24 protein-coding genes are annotated in these 24,170 nt (G+C 67.2%); 18 read left to right on the forward strand and 6 right to left on the reverse strand.

The window, feature by feature from the left end; all coding sequences use genetic code 11:
• The first annotated feature begins 7 nt into the window (after window positions 1-7).
• From thiD to AC3WUM_RS11210, 14 genes are all read left to right on the forward strand, one after another.
• Window positions 8-850 (forward strand): bifunctional hydroxymethylpyrimidine kinase/phosphomethylpyrimidine kinase, encoded by an 843-nt coding sequence (gene thiD, locus AC3WUM_RS11145; RefSeq protein WP_492410373.1) that lies wholly within the window; start codon window positions 8-10, stop codon window positions 848-850.
• Between the two features lie 101 nt (window positions 851-951).
• Window positions 952-1,221 (forward strand): YcgL domain-containing protein, encoded by a 270-nt coding sequence (locus tag AC3WUM_RS11150; protein WP_492410375.1) that lies wholly within the window; start codon window positions 952-954, stop codon window positions 1,219-1,221.
• A complete protein-coding gene (locus AC3WUM_RS11155; RefSeq protein ID WP_492410377.1) occupies window positions 1,222-2,184 on the forward strand; it encodes a magnesium transporter CorA family protein in 963 nt (320 codons plus the stop codon).
• Window positions 2,185-2,191: 7 nt separating this feature from the next.
• The gene (locus AC3WUM_RS11160; RefSeq protein ID WP_492410378.1) at window positions 2,192-3,127 is read left to right on the forward strand and encodes a chorismate transformation FkbO/Hyg5 family protein; all 936 of its coding nucleotides are present in this window, start codon (window positions 2,192-2,194) and stop codon (window positions 3,125-3,127) included.
• Window positions 3,124-4,374, forward strand: a complete 1,251-nt coding sequence (locus AC3WUM_RS11165; protein WP_492410379.1) for a lipoprotein-releasing ABC transporter permease subunit — start codon at window positions 3,124-3,126, stop codon at window positions 4,372-4,374. Before AC3WUM_RS11160 ends, AC3WUM_RS11165 begins: the two co-directional genes overlap by 4 nt.
• Before the next feature lie 42 nt (window positions 4,375-4,416).
• A complete protein-coding gene (locus AC3WUM_RS11170; protein WP_492410380.1) occupies window positions 4,417-5,391 on the forward strand; it encodes a quinone oxidoreductase family protein in 975 nt (324 codons plus the stop codon).
• Between the two features lie 138 nt (window positions 5,392-5,529).
• The gene (locus AC3WUM_RS11175; RefSeq protein WP_492410381.1) at window positions 5,530-6,450 is read left to right on the forward strand and encodes a LysR family transcriptional regulator; all 921 of its coding nucleotides are present in this window, start codon (window positions 5,530-5,532) and stop codon (window positions 6,448-6,450) included.
• A gap of 187 nt (window positions 6,451-6,637) precedes the next feature.
• Window positions 6,638-7,438, forward strand: a complete 801-nt coding sequence (locus AC3WUM_RS11180) for an ABC transporter ATP-binding protein (protein ID WP_492410382.1) — start codon at window positions 6,638-6,640, stop codon at window positions 7,436-7,438.
• On the forward strand, window positions 7,435-8,208 hold the full coding sequence (locus AC3WUM_RS11185) for an ABC transporter permease (RefSeq protein WP_492410383.1): 774 nt from the start codon (window positions 7,435-7,437) through the stop codon (window positions 8,206-8,208). The genes AC3WUM_RS11180 and AC3WUM_RS11185 overlap by 4 nt, the downstream gene beginning before the upstream one ends.
• A 75-nt stretch (window positions 8,209-8,283) precedes the next feature.
• Complete coding sequence (locus AC3WUM_RS11190) at window positions 8,284-9,174, forward strand: TauD/TfdA dioxygenase family protein (RefSeq protein ID WP_492410384.1); 891 nt, start codon at window positions 8,284-8,286, stop codon at window positions 9,172-9,174.
• Between the two features lie 161 nt (window positions 9,175-9,335).
• The gene (locus tag AC3WUM_RS11195) at window positions 9,336-11,870 is read left to right on the forward strand and encodes a TonB-dependent receptor plug domain-containing protein (RefSeq protein ID WP_492410385.1); all 2,535 of its coding nucleotides are present in this window, start codon (window positions 9,336-9,338) and stop codon (window positions 11,868-11,870) included.
• A gap of 20 nt (window positions 11,871-11,890) precedes the next feature.
• On the forward strand, window positions 11,891-12,892 hold the full coding sequence (locus tag AC3WUM_RS11200) for an ABC transporter substrate-binding protein (RefSeq protein ID WP_492410386.1): 1,002 nt from the start codon (window positions 11,891-11,893) through the stop codon (window positions 12,890-12,892).
• Window positions 12,889-13,497, forward strand: a complete 609-nt coding sequence (locus tag AC3WUM_RS11205; RefSeq protein ID WP_492410387.1) for a glutathione S-transferase family protein — start codon at window positions 12,889-12,891, stop codon at window positions 13,495-13,497. Before AC3WUM_RS11200 ends, AC3WUM_RS11205 begins: the two co-directional genes overlap by 4 nt.
• Window positions 13,494-14,339 (forward strand): sulfurtransferase, encoded by an 846-nt coding sequence (locus tag AC3WUM_RS11210; RefSeq protein ID WP_492410388.1) that lies wholly within the window; start codon window positions 13,494-13,496, stop codon window positions 14,337-14,339. The genes AC3WUM_RS11205 and AC3WUM_RS11210 overlap by 4 nt, the downstream gene beginning before the upstream one ends.
• A gap of 45 nt (window positions 14,340-14,384) precedes the next feature.
• Here the strand turns inward: AC3WUM_RS11210 and AC3WUM_RS11215 are convergent, their stop codons facing one another.
• On the reverse strand, window positions 14,385-15,533 hold the full coding sequence (locus AC3WUM_RS11215) for a hypothetical protein (protein ID WP_492410389.1): 1,149 nt from the start codon (window positions 15,531-15,533) through the stop codon (window positions 14,385-14,387).
• Between the two features lie 254 nt (window positions 15,534-15,787).
• On the opposite strand from AC3WUM_RS11215, the gene AC3WUM_RS11220 reads away from it, so the two are divergent.
• Complete coding sequence (locus AC3WUM_RS11220; RefSeq protein WP_492410390.1) at window positions 15,788-16,576, forward strand: RibD family protein; 789 nt, start codon at window positions 15,788-15,790, stop codon at window positions 16,574-16,576.
• 143 nt (window positions 16,577-16,719) lie between these two features.
• On the opposite strand, the gene AC3WUM_RS11225 is transcribed toward AC3WUM_RS11220, so the two are convergent.
• Genes AC3WUM_RS11225 through AC3WUM_RS11235 form a run of 3 tightly spaced genes read right to left on the reverse strand, consistent with a single transcriptional unit; the run spans window position 16,720 to window position 19,070 of the window.
• Window positions 16,720-17,601 (reverse strand): lysylphosphatidylglycerol synthase transmembrane domain-containing protein, encoded by an 882-nt coding sequence (locus AC3WUM_RS11225; protein WP_492410391.1) that lies wholly within the window; start codon window positions 17,599-17,601, stop codon window positions 16,720-16,722.
• A gap of 7 nt (window positions 17,602-17,608) precedes the next feature.
• Window positions 17,609-18,652 carry a glycosyltransferase family 4 protein gene (locus tag AC3WUM_RS11230; protein ID WP_492410392.1) on the reverse strand — a complete coding sequence of 348 codons (1,044 nt, stop codon included), beginning with the start codon at window positions 18,650-18,652 and terminating at the stop codon, window positions 17,609-17,611.
• Window positions 18,653-18,662: 10 nt separating this feature from the next.
• Window positions 18,663-19,070: a 6-pyruvoyl trahydropterin synthase family protein gene (locus AC3WUM_RS11235; RefSeq protein WP_492410393.1), complete on the reverse strand. Its 408-nt coding sequence runs from the start codon at window positions 19,068-19,070 to the stop codon at window positions 18,663-18,665.
• A gap of 169 nt (window positions 19,071-19,239) precedes the next feature.
• Here AC3WUM_RS11235 and AC3WUM_RS11240 point away from each other — a divergent pair, with 169 nt between their 5' ends.
• Together AC3WUM_RS11240 and AC3WUM_RS11245 are read left to right on the forward strand one after the other, a co-directional pair.
• A complete protein-coding gene (locus AC3WUM_RS11240; protein ID WP_492410394.1) occupies window positions 19,240-19,506 on the forward strand; it encodes a helix-turn-helix domain-containing protein in 267 nt (88 codons plus the stop codon).
• Between the two features lie 42 nt (window positions 19,507-19,548).
• On the forward strand, window positions 19,549-20,826 hold the full coding sequence (locus tag AC3WUM_RS11245; protein WP_492410434.1) for a type II toxin-antitoxin system HipA family toxin: 1,278 nt from the start codon (window positions 19,549-19,551) through the stop codon (window positions 20,824-20,826).
• Window positions 20,827-20,830: 4 nt separating this feature from the next.
• Here the strand turns inward: AC3WUM_RS11245 and AC3WUM_RS11250 are convergent, their stop codons facing one another.
• Entirely contained in the window at window positions 20,831-21,808 is a 978-nt protein-coding gene (locus AC3WUM_RS11250; RefSeq protein ID WP_492410396.1) for a zinc-dependent alcohol dehydrogenase, read from the reverse strand.
• Window positions 21,809-21,891: 83 nt separating this feature from the next.
• On the opposite strand from AC3WUM_RS11250, the gene AC3WUM_RS11255 reads away from it, so the two are divergent.
• Window positions 21,892-22,626, forward strand: coding sequence for a CDP-alcohol phosphatidyltransferase family protein (locus tag AC3WUM_RS11255; protein ID WP_492410397.1), 735 nt, complete (start codon window positions 21,892-21,894; stop codon window positions 22,624-22,626).
• Here the strand turns inward: AC3WUM_RS11255 and AC3WUM_RS11260 are convergent.
• Window positions 22,555-24,165, reverse strand: a complete 1,611-nt coding sequence (locus AC3WUM_RS11260) for an alkaline phosphatase family protein (RefSeq protein ID WP_492410398.1) — start codon at window positions 24,163-24,165, stop codon at window positions 22,555-22,557. The genes AC3WUM_RS11255 and AC3WUM_RS11260 overlap by 72 nt on opposite strands.
• Between the last annotated feature and the right edge of the window lie 5 nt (window positions 24,166-24,170).

The raw sequence follows: 24,170 nt of genomic DNA on the forward strand, positions 1-24,170 counted from the left end.
GAGCGCCATGTCCCAGCCGTCCGCCGAATCGCGCTACGCGCGCCTGCTCACGATCGCCGGCTCCGACAGTGGCGGTGGCGCGGGCATCCAGGCCGACCTGAAGACTTTCGCCGCGCTCGGCTGCTTCGGCATGAGCGCGATCACCGCGCTGACCGCGCAGAACACCACCGGCGTGCGCGCGATCCACGCGGCGCCACCGGAATTCCTGGATCAGCAGATCGACGCGGTGGTCGAGGACATCGGCGTCGACGCGGTGAAGATCGGCATGCTGCATTCGCCCGAGATCGTGCGCACGGTCGCCGGGGCGATCGAGCGTCACCGGCTCGCGAACGTGGTGTTCGATCCGGTGATGGTCGCCACGAGCGGAGCGCGGCTCATCGACGAACCGGCGGTCGAGGTGCTCGTGAAGGAGCTGTTTCCGCGCACGAGCCTGGTCACGCCGAATCTCGACGAGGCCGCGCTGCTCGTCGGCTTCGCGATCCACGACGATGGCACGCTGCTGCGCGCGGCCGAGCGCCTGATCGAGTGCGGCGCGCGCGCGGTGCTGCTCAAGGGCGGTCACCTGCCGGGTGAGGAAGTGGTCGACCTGCTGCTGACCGCCGATGGCCGCCGCGAGATCTGGCGGGCCCCGCGCATCGCCAGCCGCAACCTGCACGGCACCGGCTGCACGCTGTCGTCGGCGATCGCGGCACGGCTGGCACTTGGTGACGATCTGGTGGCCGCGGTCGGCGCGGCGCGCGACTACGTGCGCAAGGCCATCGAATCGGGCGCCGCGGTGCGCACGGGTCGCGGTCACGGACCGCTCGACCACGGTTTCGCGCCCAAGCCCACGCGCAAGCTTTCCGCGTAGGGAAACTCTGCGCAGAACTTCCTTAGGGCTGAAACGACGAAATCCGCGCGTTCACCACGGCTGCGTAAAATGCGCGCTGGTCTTCGAATCGAGCGCGTCACATGCCCGCCTGCGTGGTCTATCGCTGCAGCAAGCAGCAGGAGATGTATCTGTACCTGCGCGCCGGGCTCGTGCCCGAGACGCTGCCCGAGCCCTTGCTCGCGCGCACCGGCCGGCTCACCGAGGTCATGCAGATCGAGCTGAGCCCGCAGCGCAGGCTCGCGCGCGTCGACGTCAACCGCGTCATCGAGCAGCTCGCCGGGCCGGGCTTTTATCTGCAGATGCCGCCGAACGGGCAGATCCAGGTCCAGCTCAACGAAGGCGAGTACTGAGTGGACATCTTCCACCTGATCCCCGGGCAGTCGCCGCGCAGGCTCGAGCGGGTCGACGAGCTTCCTGAAGAAGGCCTGCTGTGGCTCGATTTCATCCGCAGCGATCATCAGGACTGGCCGAGCATCGTGCAGCCGCTCGTCAACGCCGAGATCGATATCGAGCACATCTCCGACAGCCTCAACGGCCGCCATCCGCCGTTCTTCGACGGCACCGGCGATTACGACATGCTGATCTTCGAAGGCCTGGGCCCGAGCGACGATCCGTTTCCGCTCGACACGCGCGTCGGCGTGATGTTCTTGTTCGACCGCCTGCTCGTGAGCGTGCGCGAGGCCGATGCGCCGAGCTATACGCAGGTGCAGCAGCGGCTCGCCAACGGTCGCCTCAAGTGCCCGCCGACGCCGGTGCTGCTGGCCCAGTTCATTCTCGACGCGATGGTCGACCGCTACCTCAAGGTGCGCGAGGTGCTCGATACGCGGCTCACCGCGCTGCAGGACGATCTGCTCGACCCGGCTTCTCCGACCAAGCAGTGGCGCCCGCTGCTCGCCGCGCGCCGCGTCGTGCGCCGGCTCGAGTCGCTCGGCGATGCGCAGCACGAGGCGCTCGACGCCTGGCGCCGCGGCAGCCGCTTCGACTGGACGCAGAGCGAGGAAGTGCGCTTTCGCGACATCGTCGAGCACGTGGTGCGCGTGACGCAGCATGCGGGCAACCTCGAGCGTGACGTCGAATCCGCGATCGACCTGCACTTCGCGGCCGTGGGCTATCGCACCAACCGCATCATGAAGCTGCTGACGGTGATCTCGGCGATCTTCTTTCCGCTTAACTTCATCACCAGTCTGTACGGCATGAACTTCGAGTACATGCCCGAGCTGCACTGGCGTCATGGTTATTTCCTCGTGCTCGGCCTGCTCGCGAGCATCGCCGCTGTGCTGTTGCTGTGGTTCCGGCAGCGGCGTTTTTTCTAGGGTCTTCGTGTCGTCCGAACTGAAAGTTTCGTTGTCGCCGATCGATGCGACGCCTCCGGCGCCGCTGCTCGCGCGTGTCTGTTTCGGCGATGCGCCAAGCCGCGGCGCGGCCGATGTGTTCGTGCCGTTGCCGCCGTTGTCGGAGCCGCGCTGCGAGCTCTGGTTCGCGCAGAGCCACGAAGTGCGGCGCTTCGAACGCCACGGCTATGCCTGCGCGGACGATGGCGTGCATCTGTTCTTCCGCCGCATCGACACTGCCGCGAGCGACATCGAAGCCGCCGCCGAGCGCGCCTACCGCGATCTGCTCGCGCTGCTCGAAGACAGCGGTTACCGCGAGCTGCTGCGCATCTGGAACTATTTCGACGAGCTGACCGTCGGCGACGGCGACGCCGAGCGCTATCGGCGCTTCTGCGTAGGCCGCCATCGCGCGATCGCCGCGCCCGATTTCGAGCGCCGGCTGCCCGCGGCCACCGTGATCGGAACCGCGCGCGCCGGCCTGCAGCTGTTCGGCTTCGCCTCGAAGCGGGCCGGCGAGCAGATCGAGAATCCGCGCCAGACCAGCGCGTTTCGCTACCCACGCGAATTCGGTCCGCGCTCGCCGAGCTTTTCGCGCGCCACGCGCTACGGCGCGCAGCTGCTCGTCTCGGGCACCGCCGCGATCGTCGGCCATGAAACCCGGCACGCCTACGACGCGGTCGCGCAGGCGCAGGAGATGCTCGCCAACGTCGACGCGCTGCTCGCCGAGGCCGGCGGCGCATGGACGCCGAGCGTGCTGAAGCTCTACGTGTTCGATCCGGCCGATGCGCCCGCGGCCAGGGCCGCCGTGCTCGCGCGCTTCGGCGCCGATGCGCCGCTGCTCGTGCTCAACGGCGAAGTCTGCAGGCGCGGCCTGATGGTCGAGATCGAAGGGGTGTTCGAGCAGCGCAGCGGAGCGCGCGCATGAGCCCGCAGCGCTACGAGCTCTGGATCGGCCTGCGCTACACCGCGGGCCGGCGGCGCAATCGCCTGGTCTCGTTCATTTCGCTGGCTTCGATGCTCGGCATCGCCATCGGCGTCGCCACGCTGATCGCCGTGCTGTCGGTCGTCAACGGCTTCGAGCGCGAGCTGAAATCGCGCGTGCTCGCGATGTCCGCGCATGCCTCGATCTACGCGTTCGAAGGCCATCTCCAGCACTGGCGCGAGCTTGCGGATCAGGCGCGACGCAGCCCGGACGTCGTCGCGATCGCGCCGTTCGTGAGCGGCGAAGTGCTGGTGCGCTCGGGCAACGAGAACATCGGCGTTCCGGCCTTCCAGGGCGTGCTGCCCGAACAGGAAACGCAGGTCACCGACATCGCGAAATACATCGTCGAAGGTCGCTTCGACGGACTCGTCGCGGGTGGCTACGGCATCGTGATCGGGCATGAGCTCGCCAAGAAGCTCAAGGTCGGCATCGGCGACAAGATCGGCTTGCTGAGTTTGCAGACCAAGCCCAACGGCGACTTCCAGCCGAGGCTGCGCCAGTTCGCGGTGGTCGCGATCTTCAATGCCGGGCTTTACGAAGTCGACATGAAGGCGGCCTACATTCATCTGGCCGACGCGCAGGCGCTGTTCGGCGCGGGCGAGGGCGTCACCGGCCTGCATCTCAAGCTCAGCGATCCCCTGCGTGCGCCGAGCATCGCGATGGAAGTGGCCTCGTCGCTGCAGGGCCTGTTCTACGTCGACGACTGGACGCGCTCGCACGACAACTTCTTCCGTGCGATCGCGAGCACCAAGAGCGTGATGTTCATCATCTTCTCGCTGATCGTCGCGGTGGCCGCGTTCAACATCGTGTCGACGCTCGTGATGGTGGTGCACGACAAGCAGGCCGCGATCGCGATCCTGCGCACGCTCGGCTCGACACCGCGCTCGATCATGCTGATCTTCATGGTGCAGGGCACGCTGATCGGCGCGATCGGCACGCTCGCGGGCGCGGCCGGCGGTATCGCGCTGTCGCTGAGCCTCGAGTCGCTCGCGAGCGCCTTCCAGGCGATCAGCGGGCATCAGCTGATGTCGGCCGAGGTCTACGACCTCGGCGAGCTGCCTTCGGATCTCGCGGCCTGGGACGTGATCCGCATCAGCCTGATGTCGCTGCTGCTCGGGCTGTGCTCGACGCTGTATCCAGCCTGGCGCGCGTCCAAGATGCAGCCCGCCGAAGCGCTGCGCTACGAATAATCCATCGCGATCGCCAGATCGCACAGGTCAAGAAGACTCGCTATGCCCAAAGCCATCCGCATCAACCAAGCCGGCGGTCCCGAAGTCATGCAGTACGTCGATGTCGAGGTCGGCGAGCCCGCAGCGGCCGAGGTGCGCGTCCGGCATCACGCCGTCGGTCTCAACTACATCGACGTTTATTTTCGCGACGGAACCTACCCGCAGCCGATGCCCGGCAGCATCGGGCTCGAAGCTTCGGGCGTGATCGAAGCGGTCGGCGAAGGCGTCAGCGATTTCAAGGCCGGAGATCGCGTCGCCTACACGGGGCGTCCGCTCGGAGCGTATGCGACCGAGCGCGTGATGCCCGCTTCGCTGCTCGTGAAGCTGCCCGATTCGATCGACCACGACACCGCGGCCGCGATGATGCTGCAAGGCCTCACGGTGGACTATCTGTTCCACCGCAGCTTTCCGCTCAAGGGCGGCGAGACGATTCTGTTTCACGCGGCCGCGGGCGGCGTGGGCCTGATCGCCTGCCAATGGGCGCGCGCGCTCGGCGTCACCGTGATCGGTACCGCGAGCACGCAGGACAAGCTCGATCTCGCCAAGGCGCATGGCGCCACGCATCTGATCAACTACCGCAGCGAGAACGTCGTCGAGCGTGTGAAGGAAATCACTGGCGGACGCGGTGTTCCGGTGGTCTACGACGGCGTCGGCGCGGACACCTTCAAGCTCTCGCTCGATTGCCTCGCGAAGTTCGGCACGTTGGTGTCGTTCGGCAATGCGTCCGGCGTGGTACCTCCGTTCACGCTCAACGAACTATCCTCGCGCGGCTCGCTCTACGTGCAGCGACCAACGTTGTTCCACTACACGGCCGAGCGCGCCTCGCTCGAAGACATGGCCGCGCGCCTGTTCGACGTCGTCGGCAGCGGCAAGGTCAAGCCCAGCATCGGACAGCGCTATGCGCTCGCCGACGCCGCGCAGGCGCATCGCGATCTCGAAGCGCGCAAGACCACGGGTTCGACGATTCTGGTGCCCTGATTCACGCCCGCGATGCTGATAGCGCTCGTCGGCGTCGTCTTCGTGCCACTGCCGCCATGATTCGCTCGGCCCGATAAGCCGCGACAATTACGGCATGAGCTTAGACCGGCGTTTCCGGCGCGCTAAACTCGCCGGCCCATGAAAATTGACGACATCGAAGCCTTCGTGACGGTGGTGCGCTGCCAGTCGATCAGCGCGGCGGCGCAGGTGTTGGAGCTCACGCAGCCGGCGGTCACGCGGCGCATCCAGAACTTCGAGGAAGCGCTCGGCGTGGTGCTGCTCGATCGCAACACCAAGCCGCCGCGCCCGACCGCGATGGGCAAGCTCGTCTACGACCGCTGCTTGCAGGTGATGCGCGAAGTCGAAGGTCTGCGTCACCTCGTCGCCAGCGACGCGCAGCCGAGCGGCAGCCTGCGGCTCGGCGTGGTGCAGATGGTCGGCGACATCGCCTTGCTCGACGCGCTGCGTGAATTGCAGCTCGAATTTCCCGATCTGTCGGTACAGGTGTCGACGGGCTGGAGCAGCGCGCTGCTCGACAAGCTCAAGGATGGCGAACTCGATGCGGCAATCGCGCTGTTTCCGCCCGGCCGCAGCTATCCCGAAGAATGGGTAGTGCGCCCGCTCGGTCAGGTGCCGCTGCGCGTGGTCGCGCGCAAGGACGACTTTCCGAAGCGTGCGTACCGGCTCGCCGATTGTGCCGATCGTGGCTGGATCCTGAATCCGGACGGCTGCGGCTTTCGCGCCACGCTGCATCGCATGCTGACGTCCCAGGGCATGGCGATGCGCACCAATCTCGAAATCTTCGGCGCCGAACTGCAGCTCGGGCTCGTCGCCGGCGGCATGGGACTGGGGCTCATGGCCGAGCCGCTGCTCGAACGCAGCGCCTGGCGCGACCAGCTGCGCGCCCTGCCGATCGGTGATTTCAAGCCCACGCTCGAGCTCGTGATGCTGCATCCCAAACTGATCGGCAAGCTGCAGCGGCCGCTCGAGCGGCTGGCCGACGCGGTCGAGCCCGCCTTTCATCCACAGCGGCATCTACCGCCCAAATCCGGCGGCTGATGACCCGCCGGTCTTACGTCGTCTTTCTTAAATGTTTATTTACGAAGGACAAAGTGAAGCTGCGGAGGCAGATGGCACTTCCGAAACAACATATGGATGGCTAATAAAGGTCTTTCACCTTTATGCGCGGAATGACTAATTTGAGCTCCACGCCATTCGGCGCTTGCATGATGCATCGGAGCTCGACGTGCCCACACCCATCGACCGCAACCGGCAGACGATCGTCGCCGACGAGGCCCAGCGAGCCGTTCGCGCGCGCGGGCTGACGCGTCGTTTCGGTACGCACGCGGTTCTCGACGGCCTCGATCTCGACGTCGCCCCGGGCGAGTTCGTCGCCCTGCTCGGACGCAGCGGCTCGGGCAAGACCACCCTGCTGCGCGCGCTCGGCCGCCTCGATCGCATCAGCGGAGGCCATCTCGAAACCCCGGCCGCCGTCGCGACCGTGTTCCAGGAGCCGCGCCTGCTGCCGTGGAAGCGCGCCTGGCAAAACATCGCGCTCGGCCTGCGCGCTGCAGACGCGCGCCAGCGCGCGCTCGATGCCTTGAACGAAGTCGGTCTTGCCGAACACGCCGACGCCTGGCCCGCGACGCTCTCGGGCGGACAGGCGCAGCGGGTTTCGCTCGCACGGGCGCTCGTGCGCGATCCGAAGCTGCTGCTGCTCGACGAGCCCTTCGGCGCGCTCGATGCGCTCACACGCATGAGCATGCACAAGCTCGTGCAGAAGCTCTGGCGCGCGCATCGCCCGGCGGTGCTGCTGGTGACGCATGACGTCGACGAGGCGGCGCTGCTCGCCGATCGCGTGCTGGTGCTGTCGCAGGGTCGCATCGCGCACGAAGAACGCATCGTGCTGCCGGCGGTTCGCTCGGTCGATCAACCGGAGTTTCGTGCGCTGCGTCGTCGCCTGCTGACGAGCCTTGGCGTCGAAGTCGCCGACGACGCCATCATCGCCGCCGCGCCTGCGCGTCTGGCACCCGGAGTGGTGCGATGAGCGCGCGTCTGCTCAATTCGCGTCTGCTGAGCCCGATCGTCGTGCTCGTGCTGTGGGAACTCGGCTCGCGCCTCGGTTTGATTTCGGCGCTGATCATGCCGGCGCCGTCCGCGCTCGTCGGCACGTTTGGCGATCTGCTGTTCTCGGGCCGCCTGATCGAGCATTTGCTCGTCTCGCTGCATCGCGCGGGGCTCGGATTGCTGATCGGCGTGTCGCTCGGCACCGTGCTCGCGCTGATCGCGGGGCTTTCGCGCCGCGGCGAGGCGGCCACCGATCCGCTCATGCAGGTGCTGCGCGCGCTGCCGTTTCTCGGCGTGATTCCATTGTTCATCCTGTGGTTCGGCATCGGCGAGCTGACCAAGGTCGCGCTGATCGCACTCGCGACGAAGACGCCGATCTACCTGACGCTCTACGGCGGCATCCGCGGCGTCGACGCCAAGCTCGTCGAAGCCTCGGAAACGCTCGGCCTCAATCGGCTCGAACTGATCTGGCACGTGATCCTGCCCGGCGCGCTGCCGTCGTTCTTCGTCGGCCTGCGCTATGCGCTCGGCATTTCGCTGCTCGCACTCGTCGCCGTCGAGCAGATCAACGCCAATTCGGGCATCGGCTATCTGATCAACGAAGCGCGCGACTTCATGAAGACCGACGTGATCATGGTCTGCCTGCTGATCTACAGCGTGCTCGGCCTGCTCACCGACGCCTTCGTGCGCCTGCTCGAACGCCATGCCCTGGCCTGGCGCCCGCTGATGCCGTCGCTGCGCGCCGCCTAGCTCGACGCGTCGACCGATTCTCCGCTGCAAGCCCATTCGCCGCATCGAAAAACCCTGCATTCATAGGAGCCTTCCATGTCGTATGCCTTTTCCCTGCAAGCCCATGTTCCCCACGAAGGCCAGCTCAAGGTCACCCGCCTGCAGCCGACTTTCGGCGCCGAAGTCGAAGGCCTCGACCTGCGCGAGCCGCTGACGCCCGAACTGCGCGACGAAGTGCGTGCGCTGATCATCCAGCACAAGGTCATCTTCCTGCGCGATCAGCACATCACGCGTGAACAGCAGCTCGCGTTCGCGACGCAGTTCGGTCCGCCGGTGATCCATCCGCTGCAGAAGCTCAAGGAAACGCAGCGCAAGGAAGACCTGCCGCAGGGCATGCACACCATCGTGCCGCCGACCGCCGAATACGGTCACATTCCGAAGCGCCGCACCTGGCATTCGGACGGCAGCTGGACATATCCGGTGGCCTTCGCCTCGTTCCTGCGCGGCGTCGAAGTGCCGGAAATCGGCGGCGACACCATCTGGGCCGACGCCGGCGCGATCTATCGCGGCCTGCCGGATCGCCTGAAGGCCAAGCTCGAAGGCCTCTACGTGACGCACGAATACAAGGAGCTCGCGCTGTCGGGCATCTCGCATCCGATCGTCGCGCATCCGGCCGTAATCAATCACTCCGAAACCGGCGAAGACCTGCTCTACATCGATTTCATCATGCACCCGTGGATCGTCGGCTGGGATCGTGCGGACAGCGAAGCCCTGCTCAGCGAAATCTACGAAGAAGTGCTGCGTCCCGAATACCACCTGCGCCTGAAGTGGAAGAAGGGCACGCTCGCGATCTGGGACAACCGCTCCACCTTGCACACCGCGATTCACGACTATGGCGACTTCCCGCGCCGCGTCGAGCGCGTCGTCGTCGGCAGCAACGACGTGCCGTCGCGCGATCCGAGCAAGCGCTTCGTGCTGCCGGCGTAAGCCGCAGCTCGTTTGTCTTTAGTTGTCATTCCCGCCTTCGCGGGAATGACAAAAATCGGTCTCATCCACTTCGTAAAAGCCGCAAACCCGCGGCCCGACCCCGCTTTGCCTGCGTTCGCCACCCGACATCGAGACGCGACGCTTCAAACCCAAGGATTCACATGTCGCGCTCACACTTCACGCTCACGCCTTCCACGCCCTGGCGCCCGTCGGCGATCTCGCTCGCCATCGCCACCACGTTCGGCGCCTGGATGCCCGGCGCATACGCACAGCAGGACGCCGCTCCGTTGCAGGTCGCCGCGGCCGATGACGTCGCCAACATCGAAACCATCGTCGTCACCGGCACCCGCGGCAATGCGCGCACGGTTGCCGACAGCCCGGTGCCGATCGACGTGATCGGCGGCGAGCAGCTCGAAAAGCTCGGCGGCAGCAGCGGCGCGCTCAAGGACGCGCTCGAGCAGCTCGCGCCGTCCTTCGTCGCCAACACGCGCGGCAACGCGACCTGGGGCACGGTGTCCAAGCCCGCGGGGCTGCGCGGGCTCTCGGGTGCGCATGTGCTCGTGCTCGTCAACGGCAAGCGCCGTCACAACAGTGCGCTGCCGACGATGGCGGCCGACAGCCAGGCGATCAACGCCAACCCGGTCGATCTCGATTTCATTCCGGTATCGGCGATCGATCACATCGAAATCCTGCGCGACGGCGCGGCCGCGCAGTACGGCTCGGATGCGATCGCGGGCGTCATCAACGTGATCCTCAGGAACGACAGCAGCGGCGGCTCGGTGAGCACCACGCTCGGTCAGCGCTACAAGTTCCAGGACCGCCAGGACGGCGAAACCGTGCTCGCCACCGGCAACTACGGTTTCAGGTTCGGCGAAACCGGCTACTTCAATCTGGCGGCCGATGCGCGCAGGCAGAACTGGACGCTGCGCGTGAATCCGGCGACCGAGGCCTTCTACTATCCGCTCGAAGACGGCTCGCCCGATCCGCGCGAAGCCGAAGTGGACAAGCGCAAGTTCCGCGGCGGCACGCCGAAGATCAAGTCCTTCAACCTGATGTTCAACGCCGCGCTGCCGCTCGACAACGGCATCACCCCGTATGCCTTCGGCTCGTTCGGGCGCCGTGACGGCGAACTCGGCCAGAGCTATCGCCGCGCGACCACGACCAACGTGATTCCGGAGTTGCTGACCGACGTCGTGCTGACGCCGACCACCTATCTCAACGAACTCGACTACCAGCTCGCGACCGGCGTCAAAGGCCAGGCGCGCGAGTGGAACTGGGATCTGAGCACCACCTACGGCCGCAACCGCGTCGATCTCTACGAGAAGAACTCGGTGAACGCCTCGCTGGGGCCGGATTCGCCGAGCAACTTTGCCACTTTCACGCCGATCTTCGATCAGCTGACGACGAATCTCGATTTCACGCGCGGCTTCGACATCGGCTGGTCTTCGCCGCTGCAGGTTTCGTTCGGCTTCGAGCATCGCTACGAGAGTTTCCAGACCATCGTGCGTGATCCGCTGGCCTACGCGAACGGCGGCTACGTGTTCCCCGATGGTCCGCTCGAAGGCCAGCCCGCGGCGATCGGTGCGCAGGCCGCGGTGCTCGTGCTGCCCGAAGACGCGGCTGATCTCGATCGTCAGAACGTCGCCGGCTACGTCGATCTCGGCTTGAACCTGACGTCGAAGTGGTACGCCGCCCTCGCGGGCCGTTACGAGAACTACAACGACAGCGCCGGCGACACCTGGAGCGGCAAGCTCACCTCGCGCTACGACTTCGCCCCGGGCATCGCGCTGCGCGGCACCGTGAGCAATGGCTTTCGTGCGCCGTCGCTGTCGCAGACGGGGTTCGCGAGCGGCTCGCAGGGCCCGTTCATCGTCAACGGCCAGATCGCCGGCGTGACGACTTCGCGCAACGCGCGCCCGGATTCGGCGCTCGGCCAGGCGCTCGGTGCGACGGACCTCAAGCCCGAGAAATCGCTTAACACGAGCATCGGCCTGAGCCTGCAGCCGCTCAAGGATTTGAGCATCGACATCGACGCGTACCAGATCCTGCTCGACGACCGCATCGCGCGCACGACCACGCTGCGCGGAGCCGGCATCTCGCAGATCCTGAGCGACAACGGGCTCGATCCGAACCAGGCGGTGTCGTACAACACCAATGCGATCGACACCAAGACGCGTGGCGTCGACGTGGTGGCGAGCTACGTGCAGCGTTTCGCAGAGTCGGGCTGGGGCACGCTGCGCTACAACCTCGGCTTCAACTACAACAAGACCACGATCGAAAGCATCAAGGACACGCCGGAGCAGCTCGCCGATCTCGGCCTGACCTTGTTCGATCGCGTCGCGCAGAGCTATCTGACCGTGGCGCTGCCGAGAACCAAGACCCTGGTCGGGCTCGACTGGCAGATCGCCGATTTCGACGTGAACCTGCGTGGCACGCGCTACGGTGCGGTGTCGCAGCTCACCGACAACCCGGCGAGCGATCAGCACTACAGTGCCAAGTGGCTCGCCGATCTCGACGTCGCCTACGCCGTCACGTCCTCGTTCACGGTCGCGGTCGGCGCGAACAATCTGTTCGACACCTATCCGGACCGCAGCACGATCTCCGACGTGATCGGCTCGCAGCGCTACGCCACCAACAGCCCGTTCGGTGCGACGGGCGGCTTCTATTACGCTCGCGCCGTCTGGTATCTGGAGTGAATCCGTCTGGAGGATCGCGCATGAACGCTATACGCACTCTCGCGCTGCTGTTGCCTGCGCTGCTGCTCTCGGCCTGCGGAAAATCCGGCGATGCCGGACCGTCGGCGGGCAGGACCTCGATCGTGTTCGGCGAGCAGAGAAACACGCGGCCGATCGCCGAAGCGGCGGGCACTCTCAAGGACGCGCCCTACGACTTCAAGTTCGCCACCTTCGCGACGCCGTCGACCGAATTCGAGGCGTTTCGTTCTGGCGCGCTCGATCTCGCTTCATCGAACGACATCACCGTGCTCAACGCCGCGCAGAGCGGGCTCAAGCTCAGGATCGTCGCTGAAATCTCGGGCTCGTTCCTGCAGAAGAGCGTGGGCGTGGTCGTGCAGGGGAACTCGCCGGTCAAGAGCATCGGCGAACTCAAGGGCAGGAAGATCGTCGTCTCGACGGCGCGCGGCGGTAGCGGCGACAACCTGCTGTACGGCGCGCTCAAGGAAGCGGGGCTGACGCAGAACGACGTCAGCATCAGCTACGCGCCGTTCAACGATGCGCTGACCGCGTTCCGCTCGGGCGATATCGAAGTGCTCGTCAGCAACGATCCGTTCCTGATCCTCGCCGAGCAGGCCGGCGGCCGCGTGCTGCGCAACGGCCAGGGCATCAACTCGGGCCTCGGCCTGATCGCGGCGAACGAAGCCTCGCTCGCCGATCCGGCCAAGCGCGCGGCGATCCAGGACGTGCTCAAGCGGCTCACGCAGGCCGGTGAATGGGTACAGCAGCATCCGGACGAATATGCGGCGTTTCTCGTCAAGGACACCGGCATCGAACTGCCGCTCGCCAAGCTGCTCGTCGCGCGCGGTTCGGCCACGGTCGGGCCGATCTCCGAAACCACCATCACCACCGAGCAGCGCGTGGCGGACCAGCTCGTCGAGCGCTCGCTGTGGAGCCAGCCGACCGATGTGCGCGCCTATTTCGACGCATCGGTCTATCCCGCCGCAACTGCAAACGACACCACCACCGAGGGACACTCGCCATGAGCTTGACGCTTTACTACAGCCCGACTTCGCCGTTCGCACGCAAGGTTCGCATCGCCGCCTTCGAGCTCGGATTGCAGGACGAGCTGCAGCTGATCGCGCTCAATCCGTTCGAAGCGGGCGAGGAATACTGGGCGGTGAATCCGCTGTCGAAGATTCCGTCGTTGGTCACGCGCGATGGTTTCGTGTTGCCCGACAGCCGCCTGATCCTCGATTACCTGCGCACGCTCGGCGACGCGCTCGAAGCCGACGGGGCGAACGACTGGGCCAATCGCAAGCGCCAGCAGCTCGCCGACGGCGTGATCGATGCGGCGGTCAGCGCCAATCTCGAACAGCGTCGCGAACCGCAATTGATCTCGAAGCACTGGTTCGAGCGCCAGCTCGGCGCCGTGCGTCGCACGCTCGCGTTCCTCGAAGCCGAAGCCGCACAGCTGCGCACGAGCGGCCGGATCACGGTGGCCGAAATCAGCGTCGCGAGCGCGCTCGGGTATCTCGACCTGCGGCTGTCGAACAGCCTCGACTGGCGCAGCGAATTCGCGCAGCTCGCGGCCTGGTTCGCGACGATCTCGCAGCGCCCGTCGGTGCGTGATACGGTGCCGCCCGTATGAGCCCATTGATCACTGCGACCGAGCTTTCCGCGCAGCTCGACGATCCGAAGCTGCTCCTCGTCGATTGCCGTTTCGATCTCGCCAAACCCGATTGGGGTTCGAGCGAGTACGCGCAGGGCCATATCGACGGCGCGATCTACGCGCATCTGAACGACGAGCTGTCGTCGCCGGTCACTTCGCAGACGGGCCGTCATCCGCTGCCGGGCGCCGCTGCGTTCGCCGCGACGCTGCAGCGCTGGGGGCTCGACGAGAACACCCGGGTCGTCGCCTACGACCAGGGCAATGGCGCGTTCGCGGCGCGGCTCTGGTGGTTGCTGCGCGCGATTGGCGTGACGGCCGTGCAAGTGCTCGATGGCGGTCTCGCAGCCTGGAAATCCGCGGGTCTGCCGCTGACCACGGCCGTGCGCGAGCGCAGCATCAGCGTGCTGCCGGCGCGTGATTTTCGTGACTGGCTCAGCACCGAACAGCTCGAACAGGCGCTCGTGACGCGCACGATCACGCTCGTCGATGCGCGCAGCCCCGAACGTTTTCTCGGCCAGCAGGAGCCGATCGATCCGGTCGCCGGCCACGTGCCCGGTGCGCTCAATCATCCGCTGACCGACAACCTGCAAGCCGATGGCCGCTTTCTGCCGCCCGAAGCGCTGCGCGAGCGCTGGCTGCGCACGCTGGCCGGGCAGGCGCCGCAGACGCTCGTCTCGATGTGCGGTTCGGGCATCACGGCCTGCCACAACCTGCTGGCGCTGGAAGTCGCAGGCTTGCCGGGCGGGCGCTTGTACGCGGGCTCGTGGAGCGAGTGGATACGCGATCCGAAGCGTCCGATCGCGACGGAAAACTCTGATTGAGCTGCTGCTCAATCACAATGCTTGATCAAAGTTTTCCAGCCTTGCTCAATGCCGCACCAGCGCCAGCACCACCTCGATGACGATCAGCATCACGATCGCGGATTCCATCAGCGCTCCGCGCGCACCCGATGATTCGTCGTAGAGCGCGGTGTAGGTGTCGCGGATGATCGAGAGCTTGCGATCGACTGCGGCGCTCACGCTCGGTACGCGGAACAGTTCGAGCGCCGCGCTGTAGATGCGGGCGAGGTAAACGTCCTCGGTGACCTGCAGCGCGTTGTCGACTTTCTCGGTCAGCTCGGTGACTTCGGCGACGAGCGTGTACAGCCTGCGCGCGAGCCTGGCGAAGCGTCGCGGCGCGACGATGCCGAGACTGTTGCGCGTCTGGTCGACCAGATCGTTCATGCGCGGCAATTCGGCGTCCAACAGTTCGTCGTAGTAGCGCAGCTCGAGTAGCTGCGCGTTCGCCACTTCGATGACATCGGCGACGTCGGAATCGCCGCTCGGTTCGTAGATGAAGGCGCGGTCCCAGGTCAGCACCACGAGATCGTCTTCGTAATACGAGAAGCGCTTACGCAGCAGATCGCGGCGCGCGCCTTCGGATAGCGCGCGGCGCTCGCCCGACAGCAGCGGCACCAGATCGACGCGCTCCTGCAGGGCTTCGGCGCTCAGCGGCTCGGCGAGGCGATGCACGATGCCGAGCAGGTAGTCTTCCTGTATCGAATCCTGCAGCGTCGCCTCGCTCGGCTTGATCAGCGCAGGCGCGAGCGTGCGGCGAACGCGGTCGAGCAGATCGCTCCAGATCAGCGTCGTCGATGCGGGCCCGACCGCCGCCTGCACGGCTTCGAGCCGATCGGCGAACGTGCTCCAGCGCAGCTCGTCGGCTTCGATGCGCAACGCGAACGCCACGACACCGAAATCGTAGACGCGCGCCGATACCTGCGCGGTGACGCTGCCGCCCGCGAGTTGCAGCGGCAGCGGATCGAGCGCCAGCATCACCGGTGGTACGTCGAAGGCGATGGCCTTGGCCGGCGAGGCGTTGAGACGCGAACGCCGCGTGCCGCTCTGCGTGCGCGCGGCCCAGGCCGCCTCGGCCGCCGCGAGATCGATGGCGTAGGCGATGTCGAACAGGCGCAAGGCTACGATGGCGCCGGCTTCCACGATCACTTCGGCAGTCATATCGGTCGGGTCGCTCATGCAGCGCTCCGCGTCGGGTTCGGCGCCGATGCTAACGACTCGGCGATGTCATTGCGTAGACATGCAGACCGGTCTGTGCGGATCGGAGCGGCGGCGCTGGTGAAAAACCAGCACCGCGGGAGGTGCGATCCCGTTCAGCCGGCTCGCTCGCTCACGGCGTTATCATCGCGCCCGGTCGATCGCTGCCCGGCACGCCCCGTGCGGGATGGTCCACCTTCCGCTCACTGTTCCCATCCGCAAGGATTGCGTTTTCGATGCCGGATTCTTTCGCCGCCACGCCGCTGACCGCCGAGCCGATGTGGGATCTGCTGTGCCGGCGCTTCGCGGTGCCTGAGCCCGAACTCGACGCGGTGTGGCCGGAGCCGGCCGACGCGCAGGCCGCGCAGCTGCTCGAGCTGTATCGGCCGATGCTGCGCAGGCCGTACACGGTCGCCCAGCTCGGCCAGAGCCTCGACGGCTACATCGCCACCGACAGCGGCGATTCCAACTACGTCACCGGTCAATACGACCGCACGCACCTGCATCGCGTGCGCGCGCTCTGCGATGCGGTGATCGTCGGTGCCGAAACGGTGATCGCGGACGATCCGCAGCTGACCGTTCGCCATGTCTGCGGCCGCCATCCGCTGCGCGTGATCCTCGATCCGCGCGGCCGCGTGCCGGCCGAGCGCAAAGTCTTTCGCGACGCCGCCGCGCCGACGCTGCTGCTGACCGGCTGGCAGGTTGCGAACCGCAGCGCGCCGGGCGTCGATCACGAGCGGCTCGACGAAAGCGATTTCGCTCCGCAGGCCTTGCTGCGGCGCCTGCATGCGCGTGGCGCGCGCCGTGTGCTCGTCGAGGGCGGAGGCGTGACGGTCTCGCGATTCCTCGCGGCCGAGGCGCTCGACCGGCTGTTCGTGACGGTCGCTCCGCTGATCCTCGGCGAAGGCCGCCGCGGCTTGCAGCTGCCGCCCGTGCAGCGCATGGCGCAGGCCCTGCGCCCGAGCGTGCGGCGCTTCGATTTCGAAGAGGATGTGCTGTTCGACATCCAGCTGCGCAAGGCTTGAGCGGCGGCCTCTTCGGCTACCGAGTTTCTGTCCCGTTGCCTTAGTCGATTTCGATGGAAGCTGCGACACCGCGCCGACGCTCACGACGCTGCAATTGCAGAGCGACGCGTGCAGGCGCCGAAGCGGAATCGCGATCGACGGTCTCAGCGAATCGCCGCACGCAGGCGCAGCGCCAGTAGACCCGGCAGGCTGCCGATCAGCGTGAGCACGCCGTAACCGATCGAAGCAGCGACGCCTTGTGCGGCGTCGAGCCCCACGATCGACCACGACAAGGCCGCCGCGCCTTCGCGCAGCCCCCAGCCGGCGAAGCCGAACGGCAAGGCCATCGCGAGCAGGGCGTTGAGCAGCAGCGGAACGAGCACGATCGCGGGCGCCTGTGCGCCCGCCGCACGCGCCGCGAGCAGGAACAGCAGCACGATGCTCGCGAGCAGCAGCCAGGAGATCGCCAGCTGCAGCGTGAGCACGCGCGCAGGCCACCAGGCGCGGCGCAGATCGTGCGCGGTCTCTCGCAGCCACGGCCAGCGCTGTGCGTAGCGACGCAGTGCCACGGCGAGCACCGCGACGCAAACGGCAAGCGCGCCTGCTCCGAGCGCAAGCCGCGACGAGACCCCGTGCGGCTGCAGCATCCAGGCGAAGGCGGTGGCGAGCAGCAGTGCGAACTGGCCCATGCTGCGCTCGAACAGCACGGCGCGAATCGCGGCACCCCGCGTGTCGACCCGATTCGCGTGGCGCCAGGCGCGCGCGACGTCGCCGAGCACGCCGCCTGGCAGCAGCTGGTTGATCGCGCTCGCCGCATAGCATTCGGTGAAGGCCAGCGCGTACGGCAGCCGCAGGCCGAGCTTCGACGCGGTGATGCGCCAGCGCCAGGCCGCGAGCGCGATCTGCACCGCGGTGAGCGGCACCGCGAGTGCGATCAGCGAGACCGGCAGCGTGCGCAATGCGGCGAGCACCTGGCCGATGTCGACGAAGGCGAAGACGAGCGCGAGCGCGGCGAGGCTCGCGAGCAGGCGCAGCACCGCTTTCATCGCCGGCTCACGCGGCGAAGCGGGCGAGCGCGGTCGCGAGCTGCCGGCCGGTTTCGGTCCAATCGCCCAGCGGCGCTCGTGCGGCGGCTTCGGCGAGCGCTGCACGCGTCGTGGCGTCGCTGAGCAGCCGTCGCAACGCGCTCGCGAGCGGTTCGATCTGGCCGGGCTCGACGAGCAGCGCCGCGCCCGGCGGCAAGGTGTATTCGATGCCGCCGCTGCGCGCGCTGACGATCGCCAGGCCACGCACCGCCGCTTCGGTCAGCACCATGCCGTAGGTTTCGAGCCGCGAAGCCAGCACGAAGACGTCGGCGCCCGCGTATTCGGCATCGACGGACTGCGTATCGAGCGCGCCCGTGAAGCTGATGCGCTCTTTCAGGCCGAGTCTGGCGATGCGCGTCCACAAGCGCATCGTGAACGGCACGTCGGCATCGACGGGGCCGACGCAGCGCAGGCGCCACGGCAGATCGCGCAGGCGAGCTAGCGCTTCGATCAGCAGGTCGTGGCCTTTTTGCGCGCTCACCGCGGCGACGCAAAGCAGCGTCGGCGTCGCGCCTCCACTGCCGTGCGCGCGCGGCGCAGCGTCGACGCCCGGCGTGACGATGGCGATGTGGGCCGCATCGACGCCGTAGTCCGAAAGGCGTGTCGCGCTGTAGCGACTCGTGACGACGACACCACGAACCGCGGACAGCGCGCGCCGTTCGCGCTCGAAGTACAGCTCGCGCTGGGCCGCGCTCAGATCGACCGCATCGGCCAGCGGTAGATGCACGAGCATGACGAGCCGCAGTCGCTGCGCCTGCGCGGCGACGATCTCGGGCAGCGCGCAACCCGCCAGCCCGTCGATCAGCACGAGCGCCGCATCGGCGCAGGCCGCGAGCGCATGGGTCAGGCTCGTGCGTGCGAGCGCGTCGGCTTGCGGGAACGTGCCGTCGAGCTCGGTGACCGCGACGTCCCAGCCGAGCGCGCGCAGCTCGCGGGCGATACGCCGGTCGTAACGCGAGCCTCCGCTGGGCCGATCGATCGGCCCCGGCACGAGCAGCTGCAGCTTGCGCATCGGCGCGTCTCTACAGGTCGCGCAAGGCGGCCTCGTAGCCTGCGGCAGCGACGTGTGATTCGTTGAGCGTCACGCCGAGCTGCGCGAGCCCGCGTGCGGTCTCGCCGATCTCGCCGGCGCGAATCGCATCGACCACGCGATCGAACACGTACCTGGCGAGATATTCGGTGGTGGTGTTGATGCCCTTGAACTGCGGCTCGTCGTCGAGATTGCGATAGTCGATCGCGCGCAGCACGGCCGACACCGCGCGGCTCGCGAGCCCGATGTCGACCACCAGGCCGTCGGCGTCGAGCTCGGGCCGCTTGAAGACCACGTCGATCACGTAGGTGGCCCCATGCAGCTTTTGCGCGGGACCAAACACTTCGCCGCGAAAACTGTGGGCGATCATCACGTGGTCGCGAACGGTGACGCTGTACATCGCGGAACTCCTGGAGTTGGGCCGGCGGACGCCGACCATGATCCCCCGAAGAGGAAGAGCTTATCAGTATCCCCTATAGGGTATATGAACGAAATATCCTCTATAGGGCATTAATTGACATTATCCCCTTTGAGGGATATATCGTGTTCATTCCCTCGCGGAGATCGGCATGGACTACGTTGCGAGAACACCCGAGCAACTCGGGCAGATTCTGAAGAGTTGTCGTGCCGAGCAAAAGCTCAGCCAGCAGGCGGCCGGGGCCAAGGTCGGGCTCAAGCAGGGCACGATTTCGGTCATCGAATCCGACGCCTCGCGAACCAGCGTCGAAACGCTCTACAAGTTGCTGTCGGCGTTGCAGCTCGAACTCGTGCTGCGGGATCGCAAGGGCGGCGCGACGCCGACTGCGAAGCCGCCTGCGAAGCCGCTGGAGTGGTAGCCGATGGCGCGGCCTTCGGCGCAGCGCTCGCTCGCGATCTGGATGAATGGCGAACTCGTCGGACGCTGGAGCGTCCGCCCCGGCAAGCCGGATGAATTCGCGTATGCGAGCGAGTGGCTGACTTCCGAAGCCGCCCGCCCCATATCGTTATCGATGCCGCTGCGGCCCACGCCGCATCGAGGGATGAACGTTGCGGCTTACTTCGACAATCTGCTGCCGGACAACCGGCGTGTACGCGAGCGCCTGCAGCAGCGTTTCGGCGCACGGTCTTCGGCGAGCTTCGATCTGTTGGCCGAGATCGGCCGCGACTGCGTCGGCGCGATCCAGATCCTGCCGATAGACGCGCCGCCGCCGAAGGTACGGGCCATCGAGAGCGAGCCGATCAGTGAGCTGCAGATCGAGGCGCTGCTCAAAGGCATGCTGACGACGCCGATCGGACGTGCCGACCAGGGCGACGACTTTCGCATCTCGCTCGCCGGCGCGCAGGAGAAGACGGCGCTGCTCGATCTCGGCGGAAGCTGGCGACGGCCGCACGGCGCGACGCCGAGCACGCACATCCTGAAGCTGCCGATCGGTACGGGCGGCGGCGGAATCGATCTGACGACGTCGGTCGAGAACGAGTGGCTCTGTGCCCAGCTGCTGAAGCTTTACGACTTGCCGGTGGCCGAATGCCGGATGGCGCGCTTCGGAGACCAGAGAGCGCTCGTCGTGACGCGTTTCGATCGCAAGCTCGCAGCGGACGGAAGCTGGATCCTGCGTTTGCCGCAGGAGGACTGCTGCCAGGCGTTCGGGGTTCCGAGCGACCGCAAGTACGAGTCCGACGGCGGCCCCGGGATCGAACGCATCATGGACCTGTTGCTCGGTTCATCGCAGCCGGAGCGGGATCGCCACGATTTCCTGAAGGCGCAAATGCTGTTCTGGATGCTGTGTGCGACCGATGGTCACGCGAAGAATTTCAGCGTCCGGATCGAGGCGGGTGGACGCTATCGATTGACGCCGCTGTACGACGTGCTGTCAGTGTTTCCGGTGCTCGGCAACGGCAGCGGTCAGCTCTCGCCGAACCGCGCCAGGATGGCGATGGCTGTGCTCGGCAAGAGCCGTCACTACGCGTGGCAGTCGATACAACCCGGGCATTGGCAAGAAACCGCGCGGCGTTGCGGAATGGCGGCTGCCTATCCCGCGCTGCGCGATGAATTGATCGAGGAGACAGACGCCGTGCTCGCCATGGCGTCCAGCCTCGTTCCGCACGACTTTCCCGCTGCCGTAGCCGATCCAATCCTGACGGGGCTCCGGCATTCGCGCGACAAGCTCGCCGCCTGAGCGATCAGTCGTAACGCACGCGCCGGCACAGCGCTCCATCGGGCTGGTCCGCGAGCTGCGCGAGCGTCTGCGGCAGCTCGTCGAAGCGGCATTCGCCGTCGATCAGCGCATCGAAGCGATCGTCGCGCAGCAGATCGAGCGCGAGCGCGAGCCGGCGCCGGTGCGGCCAGCGCGCACGGCGGGCCGGCGCCACCTGGCCGACCTGGCTCGCGCGGATCGACAGCCGCCGCGAGTGGAAGGCTTCGCCGAGCGGCAGTGCGATACGCCGGTCGCCGAACCAGGACATTTCGATGATCTCGGCCTCGAGCCCGGCGAGTCGCAAGGCGAGCTCGAGCCCGGCTTCCGATGCGCTCGCGTGAAAGACCAGATCGGCTTCGGCGCTGGCCTCGCCGGGCAGCCGGAAATGCAGGCCCAGCCTTGCCGCTAGCGCGGCGCGGCGCGCATCGATGTCGATCAGCTCGACGCGCGTTCCGGGCAGCTGCGAGGCGAGCAGGGCGACGGCGGTTCCGGTCACGCCGGCGCCGATCACGGCGATGCGATCGCCGACGCGCGGGCCCGCGTCCCACAGCGTGTTGACGGCGGTTTCGACGTTGGCCGCGAGCACCGCGCGAGACTCCGGAACGCCATCGGGCAGCGGCACCACCGCGCTCGCGGGCACCACGTAAGCGGTCTGATGCGGATACAGGCAGAACACGCTGCGGCCGAGCAGATCACTCGGCCCCTGCTCGACGATGCCGACGTTCATGTAGCCGTATTTGACGGGCCCCGGAAACTCGCCGGACTGATGCGGCGCGCGCATCAGGGCATACTGGCTCGGCGGCACCTGGCCCTTGAACACCAGGCTTTCGCTGCCGCGGCTGATGCCGCTGTAGCGCGTGCGCACGCGCACTTCGTCGCGGCTCGCGGGCAGCAGGCTTTCCTCGCGGATTTCGCCGCGGCCCGGTGCGGCCAGCCAGAATGCGCGTTCGCTGCGAGTCGACATGAAGCAAAACATCCGGTCGGATCGATGAGAAACCTTAGCCTACGCAATCCCGCAGCGCGTTGCCGCGCATGCAGGCAGGCAGCATGAACACACCGGATACGCAGCGCTTGCGCGTCGCCATGGAGCTGTTCGCCGGTCTGCTGCTGCTCGCGGCGATGGCTTTGGCCCTCCAGCACTGGACGGATTGGCCGCTGCGTTCGGTGCTCGCGGCGTTCGCGGTGCTCGCGCTGGTGTCGCTGTTGCTGTGGCTGCACTGGAATCCGCCGCAGACGATACGCGGGCTCGGACACGCCAATCGAGTGACCTTGCTGCGCGCCACGCTCGTTTCGCTGGTGGCCGGCAGCGTCGCCGCGCCGCAGTGGCTGCCCGTGCATGCGCTGCTCTGCTGCCTGCTCGCGCTCGCGGCACTCGCGCTCGATGGACTCGATGGCGCGGTCGCCCGGCGCACGCGCAGCGATACCGCGTTCGGCGCGAGCTTCGACATGGAGCTCGACGCCTTCTTCATCCTCGTGCTGAGCTTCGCGTGCTGGATCGGCGCGCGCGCCGGCGTGTGGGTGCTCGCGATCGGCTTCATGCGCTACGCCATGCTCGTGGCCGCGCACCTGTCGCCGAGGCTGCGCGGCAAGGTGCCGCCGAGCTTCTTCGCCAAGTTCGTCTGCGTGCTGCAGATCGCCGCGCTGGTGATTGCGCTGCTGCCGTGGACGCCGCTCGCGCTGGCTTCCGCGCTGCTGGCGATCGCCCTCGCGCTACTGACGATCTCGTTCGGCCGCGACGTGGTCTGGCTGCTCGGCCGGCAGCAGGCGCCGACGCTCTCGTGAGCGGCTGAAGCTGTCGGCGAACCAGCTCCGGAAGTCCGACAGCTGCGGCGCCTGCTCGAGCTCGGGCGGCAGATTGCCGGCGCTGAAACCGCCATCGACGAAGCGCTGCACGAGCGCCGCGTTGCCGCTGATCACGTGCATCGGCACCGCGTGCCGCTGGCCGCCGGTGACGAGCGGCGCGGCCGGGTGATCGCCGAGCACGATCAGCAGCGTGCGTTCGTCGACGTATCGTTGCGCGTAGGCGCCGATCACCGCGAGCGAGTAGCGCAGCGCGCGTGCGTAGTGCTCGCGCACGCGATCGGTGTCGCGCCAGAGCAGCTCGGGCGGCTCGTCCGCATCGGCCCATTCGGCGAACAGGCTGCCGTCGCCGATGCGATCCCAGTCGGTGATCACCGGCAGCACCGGCGTCCATGGCGCATGGCTGCTGATCAGCGCGACGTCGATGTAGTGCGGGGCCTGCGCGGTGCCGCGCTGCGTGCGCCGCAGGTGATCCCAGGTGTACTGGTCGGGCATCGTGATCCAGTTCAGCGCCGGGCCGCGGTAACCGCTCGCGGCCGCATCGACGATGCGGCTATAGCCGAAGGCGCCGGACTCGGGCCAGTCGATCGTGTTCGCGGGCCGCACGGCGATGCTCGTGTGCCCCGCGCGTGCGAAGTCGCGCGGCAGCATGCCGGGCGCATCGCGACTGGTGATGAGGCTGTAGCGCAGCGGGCTGTCGATCCACTGGCCACTCAGCAGCGTGGTTTGCGCGAGCCAGGACTGGCCGCCCTGCACGGGCGAGACGAAGCGTGCGCTCGCGCTGGACAAGCCGGCTTCGGCGAAGCGCGCGGACCAGTCGCCGAGTTCGCCGCGGATCAGCGCGGCGTAGCGCGGATCGTCGAGCGCATCGGCGCCGTAGGATTCGACGAAGGCGACGATCACGTCGACGCCGGCCAGATCGGAAAACAGATCGGCGTCGGCGATGTCGGCGAGCGGATCGATGTCGAGCGTACGGGCGAAAGTCCGCAGTTCGTGCAGCGTGGCGAGCGCGCGCTGGGTTTGCGTCACGGCCGCGGCGGCGAGCGGAGCCGTGCGCGGATAGCCGAGCGCGGCGATCAGCAGCAAGGCGGCCGAGCCTGCGGCCGCGAGGCGCCTGTGCTGCGGCGCTAGCGAAGCCGGGTTTCGCAGCAGCATGGCGATCGCGACGACGAAACCGATCAGCGCGAGCGCGATTCCGAGCTCGATCGCCAGCGCCCAGGTGCCGAGGTTGCGCGTGAGCAGCCCATGCGCGGGCGCGAGCAGACGCCAGTCCATCACGAGATTGAACGGCCTCGACAGCGCGGCGCGCACGCCCGCATCGGCCAGCGCGCAGATCAGCAGCAGCGTACCGAGCGCGGCGAGCGGCCAGGCCAGCAGGCGGGCGAGGCGCGTCGGCAGGCTCGCCAGCATGCCGCCGAGCAACAGCGGTTCGAGCGCGATCCACGGACGATCGGTCAGGCCGGGCAGCCACCAGAAAGCGGCGCTCGGCAGCAGCAACAGCAGCAGGCCGCGGAGCGGCATCGCTT

This window comes from Hydrocarboniphaga sp. FW305-C-57, from assembly GCF_058783045.1.